The sequence below is a fragment of the Xanthomonas sp. 1678 genome, assembly GCF_031455575.1.
Lineage (GTDB): Bacteria > Pseudomonadota > Gammaproteobacteria > Xanthomonadales > Xanthomonadaceae > Xanthomonas_A.
The window spans coordinates 1-17,097 of record NZ_JAVDSZ010000004.1 but is presented as its reverse complement, the minus strand read 5'-3'; the positions used below and the strand labels follow the sequence as shown (position 1 = coordinate 17,097).

19 protein-coding genes are annotated in these 17,097 nt (G+C 69.6%); 9 read left to right on the top strand and 10 right to left on the bottom strand.

Annotated features, from left to right (window positions below; all coding sequences use genetic code 11):
* The first annotated feature begins 137 nt into the window (after positions 1–137).
* Positions 138–401 carry a hypothetical protein gene (locus J2Y70_RS09285; RefSeq protein ID WP_309916320.1) on the top strand — a complete coding sequence of 88 codons (264 nt, stop codon included), beginning with the start codon at positions 138–140 and terminating at the stop codon, positions 399–401.
* 592 nt (positions 402–993) lie between these two features.
* Here J2Y70_RS09285 and J2Y70_RS09280 read toward each other — a convergent pair.
* The 5 genes from J2Y70_RS09280 to J2Y70_RS09260 all read right to left on the bottom strand — a co-directional run bounded on the left by J2Y70_RS09280 (position 994) and on the right by J2Y70_RS09260 (position 5,686).
* Positions 994–2,325: a sorbosone dehydrogenase family protein gene (locus J2Y70_RS09280; protein ID WP_309917047.1), complete on the bottom strand. Its 1,332-nt coding sequence runs from the start codon at positions 2,323–2,325 to the stop codon at positions 994–996.
* Positions 2,326–2,400: 75 nt separating this feature from the next.
* Positions 2,401–2,724, bottom strand: a complete 324-nt coding sequence (locus J2Y70_RS09275; RefSeq protein ID WP_263397079.1) for a DUF3247 family protein — start codon at positions 2,722–2,724, stop codon at positions 2,401–2,403.
* A gap of 69 nt (positions 2,725–2,793) precedes the next feature.
* Positions 2,794–4,794 (bottom strand): ATP-binding protein, encoded by a 2,001-nt coding sequence (locus tag J2Y70_RS09270; protein ID WP_309916317.1) that lies wholly within the window; start codon positions 4,792–4,794, stop codon positions 2,794–2,796.
* Positions 4,795–4,956: 162 nt separating this feature from the next.
* On the bottom strand, positions 4,957–5,205 hold the full coding sequence (locus tag J2Y70_RS09265; protein ID WP_263397077.1) for a hypothetical protein: 249 nt from the start codon (positions 5,203–5,205) through the stop codon (positions 4,957–4,959).
* A gap of 10 nt (positions 5,206–5,215) precedes the next feature.
* Positions 5,216–5,686: a hypothetical protein gene (locus J2Y70_RS09260; RefSeq protein ID WP_263397076.1), complete on the bottom strand. Its 471-nt coding sequence runs from the start codon at positions 5,684–5,686 to the stop codon at positions 5,216–5,218.
* Between the two features lie 201 nt (positions 5,687–5,887).
* Between J2Y70_RS09260 and J2Y70_RS09255 the strand changes: the two genes are divergently transcribed.
* Positions 5,888–6,457: a DUF3016 domain-containing protein gene (locus J2Y70_RS09255; protein WP_263397075.1), complete on the top strand. Its 570-nt coding sequence runs from the start codon at positions 5,888–5,890 to the stop codon at positions 6,455–6,457.
* 473 nt (positions 6,458–6,930) lie between these two features.
* Here the strand turns inward: J2Y70_RS09255 and alr are convergent, their stop codons facing one another.
* Both alr and J2Y70_RS09245 read right to left on the bottom strand, forming a co-directional pair.
* Positions 6,931–8,004, bottom strand: a complete 1,074-nt coding sequence (alr, locus tag J2Y70_RS09250; protein ID WP_309916311.1) for an alanine racemase — start codon at positions 8,002–8,004, stop codon at positions 6,931–6,933.
* Positions 7,983–9,290 carry a D-amino acid dehydrogenase gene (locus J2Y70_RS09245; protein WP_263397073.1) on the bottom strand — a complete coding sequence of 436 codons (1,308 nt, stop codon included), beginning with the start codon at positions 9,288–9,290 and terminating at the stop codon, positions 7,983–7,985. The genes alr and J2Y70_RS09245 overlap by 22 nt, the downstream gene beginning before the upstream one ends.
* Positions 9,291–9,437: 147 nt before the next feature.
* Here J2Y70_RS09245 and J2Y70_RS09240 point away from each other — a divergent pair, with 147 nt between their 5' ends.
* Complete coding sequence (locus J2Y70_RS09240) at positions 9,438–9,917, top strand: Lrp/AsnC ligand binding domain-containing protein (RefSeq protein ID WP_263111051.1); 480 nt, start codon at positions 9,438–9,440, stop codon at positions 9,915–9,917.
* Between the two features lie 467 nt (positions 9,918–10,384).
* On the opposite strand, the gene J2Y70_RS09235 is transcribed toward J2Y70_RS09240, so the two are convergent.
* Together J2Y70_RS09235 and J2Y70_RS09230 are read right to left on the bottom strand one after the other, a co-directional pair.
* Entirely contained in the window at positions 10,385–10,762 is a 378-nt protein-coding gene (locus J2Y70_RS09235) for a host attachment family protein (protein WP_263397072.1), read from the bottom strand.
* A gap of 141 nt (positions 10,763–10,903) precedes the next feature.
* On the bottom strand, positions 10,904–11,323 hold the full coding sequence (locus tag J2Y70_RS09230; protein ID WP_309916304.1) for a hypothetical protein: 420 nt from the start codon (positions 11,321–11,323) through the stop codon (positions 10,904–10,906).
* 133 nt (positions 11,324–11,456) lie between these two features.
* Between J2Y70_RS09230 and msrB the strand changes: the two genes are divergently transcribed.
* The 4 genes from msrB to motB all read left to right on the top strand — a co-directional run bounded on the left by msrB (position 11,457) and on the right by motB (position 14,630).
* The gene (gene msrB, locus J2Y70_RS09225; protein WP_263397070.1) at positions 11,457–11,921 is read left to right on the top strand and encodes a peptide-methionine (R)-S-oxide reductase MsrB; all 465 of its coding nucleotides are present in this window, start codon (positions 11,457–11,459) and stop codon (positions 11,919–11,921) included.
* Positions 11,922–11,964: 43 nt separating this feature from the next.
* Positions 11,965–12,375, top strand: a complete 411-nt coding sequence (locus tag J2Y70_RS09220; RefSeq protein ID WP_309916301.1) for an MliC family protein — start codon at positions 11,965–11,967, stop codon at positions 12,373–12,375.
* A 160-nt stretch (positions 12,376–12,535) separates the two neighbouring features.
* Entirely contained in the window at positions 12,536–13,390 is an 855-nt protein-coding gene (gene motA, locus J2Y70_RS09215; protein ID WP_263397068.1) for a flagellar motor stator protein MotA, read from the top strand.
* A gap of 10 nt (positions 13,391–13,400) precedes the next feature.
* Entirely contained in the window at positions 13,401–14,630 is a 1,230-nt protein-coding gene (motB, locus tag J2Y70_RS09210) for a flagellar motor protein MotB (protein WP_309916298.1), read from the top strand.
* Between the two features lie 177 nt (positions 14,631–14,807).
* Here the strand turns inward: motB and J2Y70_RS09205 are convergent, their stop codons facing one another.
* Positions 14,808–15,485 (bottom strand): hypothetical protein, encoded by a 678-nt coding sequence (locus J2Y70_RS09205; protein WP_309916295.1) that lies wholly within the window; start codon positions 15,483–15,485, stop codon positions 14,808–14,810.
* A 513-nt stretch (positions 15,486–15,998) separates the two neighbouring features.
* Between J2Y70_RS09205 and J2Y70_RS09200 the strand changes: the two genes are divergently transcribed.
* Entirely contained in the window at positions 15,999–16,547 is a 549-nt protein-coding gene (locus tag J2Y70_RS09200) for a hypothetical protein (protein WP_309916292.1), read from the top strand.
* A 9-nt stretch (positions 16,548–16,556) separates the two neighbouring features.
* Entirely contained in the window at positions 16,557–16,841 is a 285-nt protein-coding gene (locus tag J2Y70_RS09195; protein ID WP_263397062.1) for a DUF4031 domain-containing protein, read from the top strand.
* Positions 16,842–17,097 lie beyond the last annotated feature (256 nt).

The window sequence follows — 17,097 nt, the reverse complement described above, 5'->3', positions numbered from 1 at the left end:
CGGGATCGGACAGGGAATGCGCATTCTACCGGCAGTGCGCCGCCGGCCCGGTTTTGCGCTTAGCGAACGCATCATTGATGCGATGGCAACATTCTCGCGCCTAGGCTGCAGGTCACCCCGAACGGATGGAGAGGCAAATGCGCGCAGTGTTCATCGGTGGCGTCGTCGACAACAGCGAAGTGGACCTGGACGGCAGCCAGCCACCGCTGCACTACCCGGAAAACACCGGCACCGGGCGCCCGCGCTACCGCCTGCACCAGCGCGGCGAGCGCGACGACGGCAGCGTGGTCTATGCGGTCTATGCCGCGCCGGAACTGGGCGATGCCGAGGTGGAGCGCGTGTTCAACGAGCGCGGCTATGCGCGCCGCTTCGGCGTGGAGCCGGCGCCGGTGGAGCACTAGGCCGCCGAGCGCCATCTGCGATGCCGGGTGCGCGTTGGCGTGCCTGGCGTTGCCGTGTCTGGTTTGAGCGTGCGGGGTCGGCTTTCCCTGGGGTGGCGGGATTTTGCCGTTGGAATGGGGCGTCTGAGCTGGGGGCGTTGCGGCCCGCGTGGCACGTGGCGTGCGGCTCGAGAGCTTTTCGCCGTTTTTCTACAGCGCTTGGGTTGTGATGTCTGTCGCGGCTGAAGCCGCTCCTACAGGGGTGTGCGTGTGCTGGCCGGGCTGTCGTGACTGGAGAAGGCGTGCAGCGCAGGCCTAGTTCGGTGCGGGGTCTTGGCTTCGCGCGTCGCGACTGAAGTCGCTCCCACACTGGGCATTTGGGCATTCCGACAAATCAGTGACGGTGCAGCGTTTCCTTGTGGGAGCGACTTCAGTCGCGACGCGCTGAGCGTCAGCACTCGCAGCACACAGGATCGCGCCACTCCGATCCAAAGAGCGCGGCAGGGCAAAGCGCGGCATGGCGCTAATCGACCGGCCCGCAGCTCTCCAACAAACCCTTGCGTCCGCCTGCCGCCGTCCCCGGCCGGCAGGCCGGGGCACGGCAGCATGGCGACTACTTGCCGGTCTTGGGCGCGACCCGCCAGATCACGTTGCCAACGTCGTCGGCCACCAGCAGCGCGCCGGGCTTGTCCACCGCCACGCCGACCGGGCGGCCCTGGGCCTTGCCTTCGGCGTCGAGGAAGCCGGTCAGCACGTCCTGCGCCTTGCCGCTGGGCTTGCCGGCGACGAACGGCACGTAGACCACCTTGTAGCCGGACGGCGGATCGCGGTTCCAGGAGCCGTGCTGGCCGATGAAGGCACCGCCCTGGTACGCCTGCGGCAGCAACGCGCCTTCGTAGAAGGTCAGCCCCAGCGACGCGGTATGCGCACCCAGCGCATAGTCCGGCTTGATCGCGCTGGCCACCATCTCCGCGTTCTGCGGCTGCACGCGCTCGTCCACGTGCTGGCCGTAGTAGCTGTACGGCCAGCCGTAGAAGCCGCCCTCGCGCACCGAGGTCAAGTAGTCGGGCACCAGGTCGCTGCCGATCTCGTCGCGCTCGTTGACCACCACCCACAGCGTGTCCGCGCCCGGCTGCCAGGCCAGCCCGACCGGATTGCGCAGGCCGCTGGCGAATACCCGGGTGGCGCCGCTCTGCGCGTCCACTTCCAGGATCGCGGCGCGGTTGAGTTCGGCGTCCATGCCGTTTTCGGCGACGTTGCTGTTGGAGCCGACGCCGACGTAGAGCTTCTTGCCGTCGCGGCTGGCCAGCAGGCTCTTGGTCCAGTGATGGTTGATGCCGCCGGGCAAGTTGGCGACGAAACTGGGCGCGGCGCTGATCTGGGTATCGCCATCTTTGTACGGGAAGCTGACCAGCGCATCGGCATTGGCCACATACAGGCGGTCGCCGACCACGGCCATGCCGAACGGCGAATACAGGCCCTTGAGGAACTGCGTGCGCACCTCCGCCACGCCATCGCCGTCGGCATCGCGCAGCAAGGTGATGCGATTGGCGCTGGGCACCGTAGAGCCGGCCTTGGCCATCATCGCGCCCTGGATCTTGTCGCGCAGGCCGCTGCTTTCCTTCTCCGGCGCCGGCGGCGCGGCGGTCTCGGCCACCAGCACGTCGCCGTTGGGCAGCACGTACAGCCAGCGCGGGTGGTCCAGGTCGCGGGCGAAGGCCTGCACCGCCAGGCCGGCGGCCGGCACCGGCGCGGCGCCATCGGCCCAGCGCTTGACCTCGGCGACCTTCACCGTGGGGATCATGCGCTTCACCGGGTCGGGCAACACCGGATCCGGGCCCATCCCCTCCTCGATGGAGTGCTTGGCGGTATCGCCGCAGGCGGCGAGCAGGGCAGCGCTGAGCACGCAGAAGGCCCAGCGGGCACGAATTGGCGAGGGCGTGATCATTCTTCGTGGGCATCCAGGCTCGGGGGGGTTCCGATGATGCACAGCCACGCCGCGGCAAAAGTGAAAGACGCGTCAAGACGTCTCGTCGCCGCGCGGGTCGTTGTCCCAGGGCCGGGCCGGGAGCTGGCGCACGCTGCGGATCTCGTCCAGCCAGATGTAGTGGTGTTCGGCAGGATCGTCGAGGCCGTCGATCCGCACCTGCGCGTTGCTGCCTTCGCGCTCGTTCTCGTCGCGGAACTGCTGGATGCTCGGGCGGATCGTGACGGTGCCCAGGAACGCGCTGCCGTCGGTGAGTTCGATGCGCACGTTGGACTGCTCCGGCAACTGCAGGATCAGTTCCTCCAGCGCCTGGATCTGCGCCTGGTCGGTGTGGACGCGCTTGGCATACTTGGTCATCGGCGTGCTCTGTGCAGGGGACGCCCTACCCTAGCGCCGCAGGCGTGAGCCGGCGGACAAGGCCACCGCTCAGCGTTGCCGGGCGAAGCGCACCGCGGACACCAGCTGCGCCACGCTGTATGGCTTGGCCAGGTGTTCCTGGAAGCCGGACTGCAGCGCGCGCTTGCGATCGTCGGCGCGCGCCAGCGCGGTCACCGCCACGGCCGGCAGTTCGGCCGCCTCCAGGCCCATGTTGTCGCGGATCGTGCGGATCAGGCCGTAGCCGTCCATGCCGGGCATGCCGATGTCGGTGACCATCACGTCGATGCGGTCGTGGCCGCCGTCGTCCAGCACCGCCAGCGCCTCGCTGGCGGACCCGGCGGTGACCACCTCCGCGCCCTGCTCCTCGAGCAGGCGCCGCAGGTAGTCGAGCATGTCCGGCTGGTCCTCCACCGCCAGCAGGCGCATGCCCTTCAGCGCGTAGGCCTCCACCACCTGCTCGGCCATCGCGAAGGCGCGCACCTCGCGCAGCGGCCGCTTGCCCGGCGCGTTGCGGTGCAGCGGCAGGCGCACGGTGAACACCGAGCCGCAGCCGCGGCCTTCGCTGGCGGCGCTGACCTGGCCGCCGTGCATCTCCACCAGCTGCTGCACGATCGCCAGGCCCAGGCCCAGGCCGCCATGCAGGCGCGTGGTGGTGCCGTCGGCCTGGCGGAAGCGGCCGAACAGGTGCGGCAGGAATTCCGGCGGAATGCCGTCGCCGGAATCGCGCACCGCCACGGTCACATGCTCGCCGTCGGCGTCGATGTCGATCGCCAGTTCGATGTGGCCATGCGCCGGGGTGAACTTGACCGCGTTGGACAGCAGGTTCCAGAACACCTGCTGCAGGCGCGTGGCGTCGCCCAGCACCAGGCACGGCTGCGCCGGCTCGCGCAGGGTCAGGGCCTGGTCCTTGCCCTCGGCCACCGGTTCCTGCGCACGCAGCGCCTCGCGCACCTGTTCGACCAGGTCCAGCGCTTCCACTTCCAGCTGCACCTTGCCCAGCAGCATGCTGCTCAGGTCGAGCATGTCCGAGATCAGCCGCTGCTGCGCGCGCGCGCTGCTGGCGATCACCGACAGGCCCTTGTTGCTCGGATCGCCCGGCGGCAGCCGCTGCAGCAGCAGGTCGCTCCAGCCCAGGATGGTGGTCAGCGGCGTGCGCAGCTCGTGCGACAGCGTGGCCAGGAATTCGTCCTTCAGCCGCGCCATGCTCTCGGCGGCGTTGCGCGCGCTGCGCTCCGATTCCAGCAACTGCTCGCGAGCCAGTTCGATGTCGCGGCGCTCGGTGACGTCCGGGCTGCTGCCGGCCAGGCCGATGAACTCGCCCTCGGACGAATAGCGCGGCATCGCGGTCATCTCGACCCAGCGCCAGGCGCCGTCGTGGCGGCGCGCACGTACCAGCGCGCGCAGGTTGCGCTGTTCCTCGAGCGCGCTGCGCAGCTCGAAGGCGAACACGCCGGCGTCTTCCGGGTGCAGCACGTCGCCCCAGCCGGGACGCGCGTCGTCCGACTCCGGGTTGATGCCGAAGAACTCGGCGTAGGCGGTATTGGTGAAGCGCAGTTGGCCGGTGGCGTCCAGCACCCAGACCGGCATCGGCAGGCCCTCGGCGAGCGCGCTGAAGCGCGCCTCGCTTTCGGCCAGGTCGCGCTCCACGCGCTTGCGTTCGGTGATGTCGAGGAACTGAATGGCCACCTGGTGGCGCTCCGGCGCGCCGACCCGGAACGCGTCGACCGTCCACCAACGGGCCAGGGCCGAGGCATAGTTCTCGAACTTGGCCGAACAACCGGTGCGCGCCACCTCGCCGTACAGCCGGAACCAGTGTTCCTCGTGGGTCGGCGACAGCTCGCGCATGCGCCGGCCGATCACGTCGCGCATGCCGGTCTCGCGCTCGAATGCCGCGTTGACCTCCAGGAACACGTAGTCCACCGCCAGATCGCCCTCGAACAGCACCTGCACCACGCAGAACCCCGAATCGATCTTGTCGAAGATCTCGCGATAGTGCAGGTCCGACACCTGCGCGAGCGACGAGAGGGACGATTCGGTGCTGACTTGCATGGGCGTGGTGTGCTCTGGAAACGGCGGCGACGGAAGAAGCGAAGCGGCGCTCGCGTCCACGGCGTGAAGACCCTCAGGGCCGGAGCGGGCGCGCGCAGCCCGCATCTTGTTAAGCCGTTCCGCTGCCGTCAAGCCGGAACCCCGCCGGCACGACCCCGCGGCTCACCACAGGAATGCGACGACCAGCACGATCCCGAGCAGGGACAGCGCGATGCCGGCGATGACGCCCCATTGCGTCATCCGTGCGCTGCGCAAGGCCTGCTCTTCCAGCCAGCGCTCGGCCTCCTCGCGCCAGGACGGCGGCGGCGACTGGTCCAGGATCTGCTGGACCCGGGCCACGCCCAGTTGCCGGCATTGCTGGCGGCACTGCTCCGGCGCGGCCATATCTTCCGGTGCGATTGCGTAAGACATGCGGCCTCCTCTAGCCCAGCGTGAAGCGGGGGCTGTCGCTGCTCAGCTCGTGCTCCACCGCCATCCGCGCCAGACGCGTGTAATTGGCGCGCGGACCGGCACCGCGGCCGACGATCAGGCCCAGGTACTCCAGGCCGGTCCAGACCCGCGCCTTCCATTCGACTCCGCTCTCGGCCAGCACCAGGGTCAGCGAATAGCGGAAGTTCTGCCCCTGCGGGCTGCGGAAGGCATAGATCGGCGGGAACTGCACCGCCACGTCCTGCTGCTCGCCGAGCGAGGCCAGATAACGGCGCAGTTCCTGGCGCACGTCCTCGCCCGGCGCCAGCCGCAGCTGCCGCGCCGCCTCGTCCAGGTTCGCCTGCTGCTCGACGAAGCTGGCCGCGCCGCTGGCCGGGCTGTGCCCGTTGCGCTTGGCCCAGTCGATGAACTGCAGGCGCACATCGCCCGCGGCGTGCGCATGGTGGAACAGCGGCATCTTCATGCGATCCCCGGATCAACGTGTCTGTGGCCGTCATCGTCGCGCGCGCGCCGTGAAGTACGCGGCGACGCAGCGTGAACCGCACGTCACATGGCCCGGCGAGCATGAATCGGGTGCCAACGCCGCCGCCTGCAGGCGCCGACCCGATTGCGGCGGCGCACGCGCAGGCACACACTTGACCTGCACCCCTCGTGGAGATCCGTCATGAAGATCCGATACGCCTGGACGGCGCTGGCCCTGGCCTGCCTGTTGGCGGGCGGAGCCTCCGCCGAGACCCGCAACGTCACCGATCCGCAGGCCCCGCGCGCCATCGAGGGCGATGGCCCGGTGCAGGTGCGCTGGGCCGACCCGACCACGTTCACCGAACTGCGCCACAGCCGCAACCGCTGGGAAGCGCAGCGCGGCGACTGGGTACGCGATCTGGCCGAATACCTGCAGGAGCGCGCGGGCAAGCAGTTGGCGCCCGGCCAGCGCCTGGACGTCGAACTGACCGACATCAAGCGCGCCGGCGACTACGAGCCCTGGCATGGCGTGCAGTGGAACGACGTGCGGGTGATGCGCGACATCTACCCGCCGCGCATCAGCCTGACGTTCACCCTGCGCGGCGCCGATGGCCAGGTGCTGGAGCAGGGCGAGCGCAAGCTGCTCGACACCAGCTATCTGTTCAACAGCTCGATCGGCATGAGCACCGACCCGCTGCGCTACGAGAAGCGGATGCTCGACGACTGGCTGCGCCGCGAGTTCCGCGACGACGCGGCGATGGCTGAGCGCTGAGCGCTGAGCGCTGAGCGGCGCATGGTGGCTTCGCGCGCTGGTGTTTGTCGCGGCTGAAGCCGATCCTGCAGGAACGTGCGTCGAGTGGGCTGGGTGTCTGCAAGAGGGCTCCAGCCCCCATGGTTTCCGAAGCCGGAAATTCTGCCGCTGCGTTCGTCGTGGCTGACGCCGCTCCTGCAACAGAGCAGAGCACTAGGCTGGAGGCGCCCCTGTGGGAGGGACTTCAGTCCCGACGCGGCGCGGACGCAGCACATCCACCGCTGCGCTCGTCGCGACCGAAGTCGCTCCCACGGTCGGTTGCGGCCAGCATGCTGCGGCTCTGCAGGAGCTTCAGGCCCGACGGTATCCGAATCCGCAAGGTGTATCGCTCCGTTTGTCGCGGCTGACGCCGCTCCTGCAAAAGCGCGGCGCGGATCAGGCATTGCGCTGCGCCAAGCGGGAGCGCGTGCGAAGCGCCCGGCCGGCCGCAGCCTTCAGCCGCCCAGATACTGCCGCGGCGCGCGCTTGAGCCCGCACAGCAGGCGGTAGGCGCTGGAGCCGCAGCGCGCGGCCAGGGTGTCGATCCGCGGCTGCGCGCCCCATAGCTGCACGTCGCTGCCGAGGCCGGCCTGCGGGTGCTCGGTCAGGTCCACGGTCAGCATGTCCATCGACACCCGCCCGATCAGTTCGCCGGGCACCCCGTCGATCAGCACCGGGGTGCCGTTCGGCGCGAACTGCGGATAGCCGTCGGCATAGCCGATCGCGACCACGCCGACCCGGGTCGGCCGCGGCGCGACGAAGCGCGCGCCGTAGCCGACCGGCTCGCCGGCGGCCAGCTCGCGCACCGCGATCACCTTGGAGCGCAAGGTCATCACCGGGCGCAGCTCGCCCGGCAGCTCGGCGTTGGCGGCGAACGGGTCGGCGCCGTACAGCATCAACCCCGGGCGCGCCCAGTCGTTGCGCAGCTGCGGCCAGCCCAGCAGCGCCGGCGAATTGCACAGGCTGGTCTCGCCGGCCAGGCCGGCGGTGGCCTGGCGGAACACCTCGGCCTGCTCCAGGGTACGTGCGCTGTCCAGCTCGTCGGCACGCGCGAAATGGCTCATCAGCACCAGCCGCTCGACCTGGGGCAGCGCGCTCAGCCGTGCGTGCGCGGCGCGGAACGCGTCCGGCGCCAGGCCCAGCCGGTGCATGCCGCTGTCCAGCTTCAGCCACAGGCACAGCGGCTGCGGCGCGGCATAGGCGGCGATCGCCTCCACCTGCCACGGCGAGGCCACCGCGCACCACAAGCGGTGCTCGGCGATCAACGGCAACTCGTCGGCGTCGAAGAAGCCTTCCAGCAGCAGGATCGGCGCGGCGATGCCGGCCTGGCGCAGCTCCAGCGCCTCCTCGATGCAGGCCACCGCGAAGCCGTCCGCTTCGGCTTCCAGCGCGCGCGCGCACGCCACCGCGCCGTGCCCGTAGGCATCGGCCTTGACCACCGCCAGCGCCTTGCCGCCGCCCAGGTGCCGGGCCAGGCGGTAGTTGTGGCGCAACGCGTGGAGATCGATCAACGCACGGGCTGGGCGCACGAACTTGCCTCTGCGACGGGCGCCGAGGCGCCGCGCGAATAACGGAAGATGTCCAGGCCCTCGCCGCTGATCTGCGGCTGGCGCGAGGCGATCAGGTCGGCCAGGTAGCGGCCGGAACCGCAGGCCATGGTCCAGCCCAGCGTGCCGTGGCCGGTGTTGAGGAACAGGTTGCGGTAGCCGGTGGCGCCGACCACCGGGGTGCCGTCGGGGGTGGCCGGGCGCAGCCCGGTCCAGAATTCGGCGCGGGCCAGGTCGCCGCCGCGCGGGTACAGGTCGTTCACTACGTTTTCCAGGGTGGCGCGGCGCCGCGCCGGCAGCGACAGGTCGAAGCCGGCCAGTTCGGCCATGCCACCGACGCGGATGCGCTGGTCGAAGCGGGTGATCGCCACTTTGTAGGTTTCGTCGAGGATGGTGGACATCGGGGCCAGCGCCGCGTCGCGGATCGGCAACGTCAGCGAATAGCCCTTCAACGGATACACCGGCAGGCGGATGCCCAGCGGTGCGAGCAGCTGCGGAGAATAGCTGCCCAGCGCGACCACGTAGCGATCGGCGCGCTCCAGGCGGCCGCCGATGCGCACGCCGTCGAGGCGATCGCCATCGGCGAGCAGGCCGTCGATCGTTTCGCCGTAGCGGAACTGCACGCCGGCCGCGGCGGCCAGCGCGGCCAGGCGCTGGGTGAACAGGCGGCAGTCGCCGGTCTGGTCGTTGGGCAGGCGCAGCGCGCCGACCAGGGTGGCCGGGGCGCTGGCCAGCGCCGGTTCGATGCGGGCGATGCCGGCGCGGTCGAGCAGTTCGTAGGGCACGCCGTACTCGCGCAGCACCTCGATGTCCTTGGCCGCGCCGTCCAGCTGCGCCTGGGTGCGGAACAGCTGGGTGGTGCCGAGCTGGCGGCCTTCGTATTCGATGCCGGTGTCGGCGCGCAGCTGGTCCAGGCAGTCGCGGCTGTATTCGGACAGCCGCACCATGCGCGCCTTGTTGATCGCATAGCGCTCGGCGGTGCAGTTGCGCAGCATCTGCGCCAGCCACAGGTACTGGCGGATGTCGGCGGTGGGCGTGATGGCCAGCGGCGCGTGGCGCTGGAACAGCCACTTCAGCGCCTTCAGCGGCACCCCCGGCGCCGCCCACGGCGAGGCGTAGCCCGGCGACACCTGGCCGGCATTGGCATAGCTGGTCTCCAGCCCGGCCGCGGGCTGGCGATCGACCACCGTCACCTCGCAGCCGGTACGGGCCAGGTACCACGCCGTGGCCGTGCCGATCACACCGCTGCCCAGAACCAGAACCCGCATGCACTTACCTCGTCGGATCAAATCCCTGGCTGGATGGCGCCATGGATGGGGTTAGGCGCAGTATAGGAAGCTCAACCCAGGATTTTCCCCTGATTTTCGATCGGCCGCCAGGCCAATTCCCTGCCCCAGCCCATCGAGACCCGCGCCATGGCCGCACGCGCCCGCGAACTGGACAAGATCGACCGCAAGATCCTGCGCATCCTGCAGCAGGAAGGCCGCATCTCCTTCACCGAGCTCGGCGAACGGGTCGGCCTGTCGACCACACCGTGCACCGAGCGGGTACGCCGCCTGGAACGCGATGGCGCCATCACCGGCTACTACGCACGACTGGATCCGCACTACCTCAAGGCCAGCCTGCTGGTGTTCGTGGAGATCAGCCTGGCCTACAAGTCCGGCGACATCTTCGAGGAATTCCGCCGCGCGGCGCTGAAGCTGCCCAACGTGCTGGAGTGCCACCTGGTCTCCGGCGATTTCGACTACCTGCTCAAGGCGCGGATCAGCGAGATGGCCTCCTACCGCAAGCTGCTGGGCAGCACCCTGCTGACCCTGCCGCACGTGCGCGAGTCCAAGAGCTACATCGTGATGGAAGAGGTCAAGGAGACGCTGAGCCTGCCGATCGCCGACTGAGTGCGATGATTCCCCTCTCCCTGCGGGAGAGGGGTTGGGGTGAGGGTACGGCAGCGATGGGAAGCCGATAGCCGGGAAAGCACGCCGTTGCCGTCCCGAACCATGCGCGACGTTGGGTGGCGCGCCGGTGTGTCCGTACCCTCATCCGCCCTGCGGGCACCTTCTCCCGAGGGGAGAAGGGAGGCACCGCGACGTGTGGCCGCGCGCTGCAATGGCTCAATCGTGCGGTACGGCAGCGACGCCATGATTCCCCTCTCCCTGCGGGAGAGGGGTTGGGGTGAGGGTACGGCGGCACGGGAAGTCGATAGCCGAGGCAGCACGCCGTTGTCGTCCCGAACCATGCGCGACGTTGGGTGGCGCGCCGGTGTGTCCGTACCCTCATCCGCCCTGCGGGCACCTTCTCCCGAGGGGAGAAGGAGGGGCGCAATGCATAGCGCCTGTCGTATCGGCCTGCGCGATGGACGCGCTTAGGCGAGCAGCTTTTCCAGCTCGTCGCGCGAGGTGTGCGCGTGGTTCTTGGCCAATTCCGACACCACCCGCTTCTGGACCTCCTTGTGCAGCAGCGGCCGCAGCTGGCCCAGCGTCTGCGGGTCGGCGACCAGCACCAGGTGCTCGAAGTCGTTGCGCAGCGCGTTCTGGTACAGGCGCTCGGCGAGCTGGCGGACGAAGCCGGCCTCGTCCATCGTCATCGGCCGGTCGCCGTCCTCGACGCCTTCGATCGGCGTGGGGCTCAGCACCTCGGTCTGCTCCAGCAACGACGTCTCGCCGGCCAGCGTGGTGCGGAACAGGCGTGCGCTGACGCGATCGGCGACGACCACCAGGGTGTTGTCGGGAAGCTTGCTCATCGGTTCTCCTAGCGAAGGTACGGCGCAGGCACCGACGGCACCTGCGTCGCGGCAGTCTAGGAAGCGGTTCGTGAGGATTGCGATCACGGAGCGTTGGCGATGCGTTCACGCCATGGCCATGCGCGGAGCGTCGACCGGCGTCTAGTCGTCGATGCGCTGGCCGTCGCCGCTGGGCACGGTGCTGTAGTAACGGCCGCTGCGGGTGTCCAGTACGCGGTTGGGGCCTGCCTGCACGGCGCCCGGAATCAATCGTCCGCTGCGATCGTAGACCTTGGCCGGCGCCGGCGTGGTGCCAGGGGCGGTAGACGCCGGTGCGGCCGGACGCGACGGCCCCTGCTGCGGAATCGGCGCCGGCTGCGCGCGCTGGCCCAGGCCGCTGGGCATCGGCGCGGTCGGCGGCGGCGTCACTGGTCGCGTGGACACGGGCGCAGGCGCCGGCTGCACGGTGGTGGCCTGGCGCGTGGCGGTCGGCGATTTCGGCGCGGGCTGGAGGCTTTGCGCGGCGGCCATCGCCGGGCTCAAGACGCACAGCGAGAGCAGCCACAGATGGGGCATCGACATGGCACTCCTCCCTCCGGTTCGGGAATGCAGCCTAGCGCGCGGCGCCTGCGCACGGAGTGAACGCGGCGGCTTGATCGTCGCCGGTCCGCCCACATTGTGCATGGACTCTCTCCGACGCGAAGGCACGCCCGCCATGAGCCGATTCGACCTCACGCCCCCCACTTCCGCCGAACGCGATCGCCTGGTCGCCGGGCTGAACGACGAGGAACGGCGGGTGCTGCTGCAGCACGGCACCGAGGCGCCGTTCTGCGGCGTGTTCCTGGACAACAAGCTGGAAGGCGTCTACACCTGCCGGCTGTGCGGGCTGCCGCTGTTCCGCTCCAGCGCCAAGTTCGACTCGGGCACCGGCTGGCCGAGCTTCTTCGCGCCCTACCACCCGGCGCACGTGCGCGAGATCCGCGACACCAGCCACGGCATGATTCGCACCGAGATCGTCTGCGCGCGCTGCGACAGCCATCTCGGCCACGTGTTCCCGGACGGTCCGCCGCCCAGCGGCGAGCGGCATTGCCTGAATTCGGTGTCGCTGCAGTTCACCGAGCAGGGCCAGGCGCTGCCCAACCCGCTGCAGCGCGGCGGCGGCGACACCGAACCGGCCTGACCGGCGGCGCCGCGGCGCCGCGAAGATCGAGAGGAGACCCGGCATGCGTCCCATCCTGGTGTTTTCGCTGCTTCTACCGCTGTCGCTGGCTGCGTGCGGACGCGCCCCCGCGCCGGCGACCACCGCCGCGCCGGCAGCGACGCAACCCGCAGGCGCGGCCACCGGTGCGCCGGCCACCGACCCGGAGGTGCAGGCCGATGCGCTGCGCGTGCACTGGCAGTGCGGCGACAGCGCGGTGCAGGCCGACGTCGATGCGGCGCGCGAGCGGGTGGCGCTGCTGGTGAACGGCCGCACCCTGCACATGCACCGGGTCGATGCCGACAGCGGCGCGCGCTACGCCGATGCCCAGGGCAACGCGTTCTGGGAGCAGCCGCAGGACGCCGCCACGCTCACCCTGTCCGGGCAGCGCGAAGTGCTCAAGTGCGTGCGCCAGGGCAGCGGCGTCATCGGCTGAGGCGGGCACCAAACGCCGGCGTACGCAGCCACGGCGGGGACGCCGCTAGCGGCGTCTTCACACGCGCTTTCACGCGCGGCGCGGCGGCGCCGCCTTCAGAAAGCCGCCGCCGGGCCGAAATGGAGGTATCCCCGTTCTCGGCTCGCAGGCTGCTTCCGCCATGCTCATCATTGTTGGGTTCCTCGTCGTCATCATCAGCGTGGTCGGCGGCTACGTGCTGTCGCACGGCCATCTCGGCGCGCTGTGGCAGCCCTACGAATTGCTGATCATCGGCGGCGCGGCGCTGGGTGCGTTTCTGGTCAGCACCCCGGCCAAGATCGTCAAGGCGACCTTCGTCGACATCGCCGGCGTGTTCAAGGGCCCGAAGTACAAGTCCGACGACTACAAGGCCACCCTGACCCTGATCTACGAGCTGCTGAACAAGGCGCGGCGCGATGGCTTCATGGCCCTGGAAGACCACGTGGAGAAGCCGGCCGAGAGCGCGATCTTCGGCACCTATCCGAAGGTGCTGGCCGACCACCACCTGCTCGACTTCATCACCGACTGCCTGCGCCTGATGATCGGCAGCAACATCGAGCCGCACGAACTGGAGCCGCTGCTGGAGCTGGAGCTGGAAAAGCACCACCACGAGGCGATGGCGCCGGCGCATGCGCTGAGCAAGGTCTCCGACGGCCTGCCCGGTTTCGGCATCGTCGCCGCGGTGCTGGGCATCGTCATCACCATGGGTTCCATCGGCGGCCCGATCGAGGAGATCGGCCACCACGTCGGCGCCGCGCTGGTCGGCACCTTCCTCGGCATCCTGCTGGCCTACGGTTTCGTCGCGCCGCTGGCAGCGGCGATGGAAGCGCGCGCCGAACAGGACAGCCGCATCTTCGAGTCGGTGAAGACCGCACTGCTGGCCTGCCTGCGCGGCTACAACCCGAAGATCGCGCTGGAGTTCGCGCGCAAGACCCTGCCGAGCAACGTGCGGCCGAGCTTCTCGGACTTCGAGACGCACCTGAAGACGATCAAGTAGCGCCGCCGCCATGCCCGAAACCAAAGCCACCGTCGTCATCCGGCGGGTCAAGAAAGTCCAGGGCGGCGGCCATCATGGCGGCGCCTGGAAAGTCGCCTTCGCCGACTTCGTGACCGCGATGATGGCGTTCTTCCTGGTGCTGTGGCTGGTCGCGGCCACCACCAAGGAACAGCGCATGGCGATCTCCGAATACTTCCGCAACCCCAGTCCGCTGGAGGGCAAGAGCCCGGCGCCGAGTCCCGGCATGGCCGGTCCCGGCGGCGCCAGCACTTCGATGATCAAGCTCGGCGGCTCGGCGGACATGCAGCGCGGCGACAACAAGGATCCGTTCGGCAGCAAGAGCCTGAAAGGCGATACGGAAAGCAAGACGGCGCAACGCGAGAAGGAAAAGCAGCGCCTGGAAACGCTGATGCAGGACCTGAAGGAAGCGATCGACAAGAGCCAGGCGCTGGAGCCGTTCAAGGACCAGTTGCTGCTGGACCTGACCCCGGACGGCCTGCGCATCCAGATCGTGGACAAGGAGAACCGGCCGATGTTCGACATCGGCAGCGCGGCGCTCAAGCCCTACACCCGCGACATCCTGCATGAGCTGTCGGGCTTCATCAACGAAGTGCCCAACCACATCAGCATCACCGGCCACACCGACGTCACCCAGTACAGCAGCAAGAGCGGCTACAGCAACTGGGAACTGAGCGCGGACCGCGCCAACGCGGCGCGGCGCGAATTGGTGTCCGGTGGCATGGGCGAGGACAAGGTCTCGCGCGTGGTCGGCCTGTCCTCGTCGGTCCTGTTCGACAAGCAGACCCCGGACAACCCGATCAACCGCCGCATCAGCATCGTGGTGATGACCAAGGACGCCGAGGACGCGGCGCTGGCCGGCAGCGATCATGCGGTGGCGCTGGGCAAGCCGCAGAGCGATGCCGACACCAAGGTGCCGGACCTGGGCGCGGCCGCGGCCGCCGCGCCTTCGCCGGCCACGGCCACGATTCCGGCTAGTGTTTCGACTCCGACTGCGACTCCGGCCACGGCGGCGAATGCCGCTGCGCCGGCGGCGACTGCGGCCAAGCCGGCGACGGTGGCGATCCTGCCGCCGCGCACCACCTCCCCGGAGGCCGCCGCCGACGCCGCCCGCGAAGCGATCCGCGCGGTCAACCGCGTCACCGGCGGCAAGCCGGGAGGCGGGGCGGCGCCGTCTCCGGCAACGGCGACGGCCACCGCCGAAGGTCCGGCGCAGCGCTGACACTGTCGGCGCCCGACCCCGCCCTGTAGGAGCGGCTTCAGCCGCGACCGGGCGTTGCCTGGAAAGCTCCGGTCGCGGCTGAAGCCGCTCCTACAGGTCCACCGGCTGCGAAAAGGCGCTCCAGCGGCGGCACACTTGGCTGTCTGTCCATTGCACTCCGCATTCGCGCCGCAGCGCTCACTGCGCCAGCGGTTGCGCCACGCCTTGCGCGATCGCCTGCTCGACGATGCGTTCGATGTCGCGCTGCAACGCCGCGTTGGCGACCTGCTGGCGCTGCGCCAGCATCCCCTGCCGCTTGGCGAAACCCGCCTGCTGCTCGGCCAGCGCTGACTGGCGCTCGGCCAATGCCTGCATCTGCCGCGCGTAGTCGGCCTGCGCCGCATCGGTGCGTGGCGCCGACCCGGACGCGCCCTGGCCACCGTTGGCGGCGCGCCGCGCCTGTGCGCTGGCGGCCTTGGCGTCCTCCTCGGCCAGGCCCGCCTGGCGCTGTGCGATGGCGCCCTGCTGCTCGCCGAGCTCACCCTGGCGCTGGCCCAGCCGCCCCTGTTGCTCGCCGAGTTCGCCCTGCTGCCGTCCCAGCGCCGCGACCGGCGCGTAGGCCGCCTTCAGTTTCTGGATCGTGGCCGCGTCGCGCACCACGTAGTGCTTGCCGTCCCTGCGGATCCACCACAGCGTCTCGTCGCCACGACGCGCACGCAGCGCCTTGCGCAGGTCGTCGCTGCTGCCATACATGTTGGTGCCGTCGCCGTCGAACAGCACCGACGCGTTGCGGCGATCGTCGGACGTGATGGTGAGGTTCGAAGCGGTCGCGACACGCTGCGCGCCGGCGATGTGCCTGGGCGGTGCGGGGACCATGGGTGGCGCCGGTGGTGCGGGTGGTACCGGTGCGGCGGGCGGTGCCGGCACGCTTGGGTCCGGGAATGCCGGGACCGGCGGCGCTACGGGCGGCACCGGCACGATCGGCAAAGGCGGTTCAGGTGGTTCGGCCGGTTCGACGATGTGCCTGGCCGTCTCCTGGGCGCTCGCACGCACCGACGGAATCGCAGCGACAGCGGCGCTGACCAGGACCAGCAATGCGGCGTGGTGGCGCCAGGATGGGATGTTCGACTGCATGACGCGTCTCCTTGTGGGCTTGGCGGATGGACGGTGTAGCCGCAGTCGGCTAAGCCGGCGGCAGTGCGCGCCGGCGGGAGCGGCGAAGCAGGTCTCGCACCGCCCAACGGCGACACCGGCAGAGCGCTTTACTGCCAGAACTGGATGGCTACAACTGTAGTCAACGTATCCATGGCTACACCTGTAGTCAAGCCTGCCGAAGGTCATGCCCGGCCGTCCGCTTACAATGACCGTCAATCCGCGAACGAGACGAACGTGTCCAAGCAATCCAAAGCCAAGCGCGACAAGCGCAAGAAGCAGCAGCCCAAGCGTGCCTTCGCCCGATTGGGCCGCGATCAGCCCATCGCCAACCACGCCGTGCTGCAGGACGACAGCGGCCGGGTGCTGGCCGCGATCGGCCTGCAGGGCAGCGAATGGCTGCTGTCGGTCGGCGGCCAGACCATGGGCAATGCCGACAATCCGGTGCCGATGCTGGCGATGCTCAAGCACCTGGCCAACGTGCAGGAGCAGGAAGGCAACACCATCACCCTGGACTACTCGACCCAGCTGCAGCAGATGATCGACGACCTTGCCGCCGACGAAGGCAAGACCGCGGCCGAGTACCTGGACGCGCTGGTCGCCGAGTTCGCCGAGGGCGATGGCGATGGTGAAGACGAGGCTGAAGCTGACGGCGAGGACGGTGCGACCGCCGATGCCGGCGACGCCGCCGATGCGGAACCGACCGCGACCGCAAGCGACGTGGCGACACCAGCTGCGGCGGACGCCGACGACGCAGATGCCCACGGCAAGCACAAGCCGGCCTGATCGGACGCGATGGCGGTCTACATCGACGATGCGGTGCATCCCTGGCGCGGCCAGCGCTGGGGGCACCTGCTCGCCGACACGCTGGACGAGCTGCATGCGATGGCGGCGCGGCTGGGCATTCCCCGCCGCGCCTTCCAGAACAAACTCAGCGGCGCGCACTACGACGTGCCCGCGGCCTTGCGCGACGAGGCGATCCGGCTGGGCGCGGTCCCGGTGTCCCGACACACCGATCGCGAACTGATGAAGGCGCTGATCCGCCAGGCGCGCGCGCAGGCGCGCGGCGAGGCCGAGTGACGGGTTCGAGTGCCGGCAAGCGTGCACGGATGCTGCCGTTGGATGGCTTGCCGTGGTTCTAGGGCCCTGTCAGCTTCGATCCTTCACCGAAACCGTTGCGGTTTTTGACTCCGTTCGTCGCGGCTGAAGCCGCTCTTACAGGAAACCTTTCGGCAAGCTGTCGGGTGCACTGTGGGAGGGACTTCAGTCCCGACAGCATTTGCAGCCTGGAAATCCACTTCTTCGCTCGTCGCGACTGAAGTCGCTCCCACAGGGA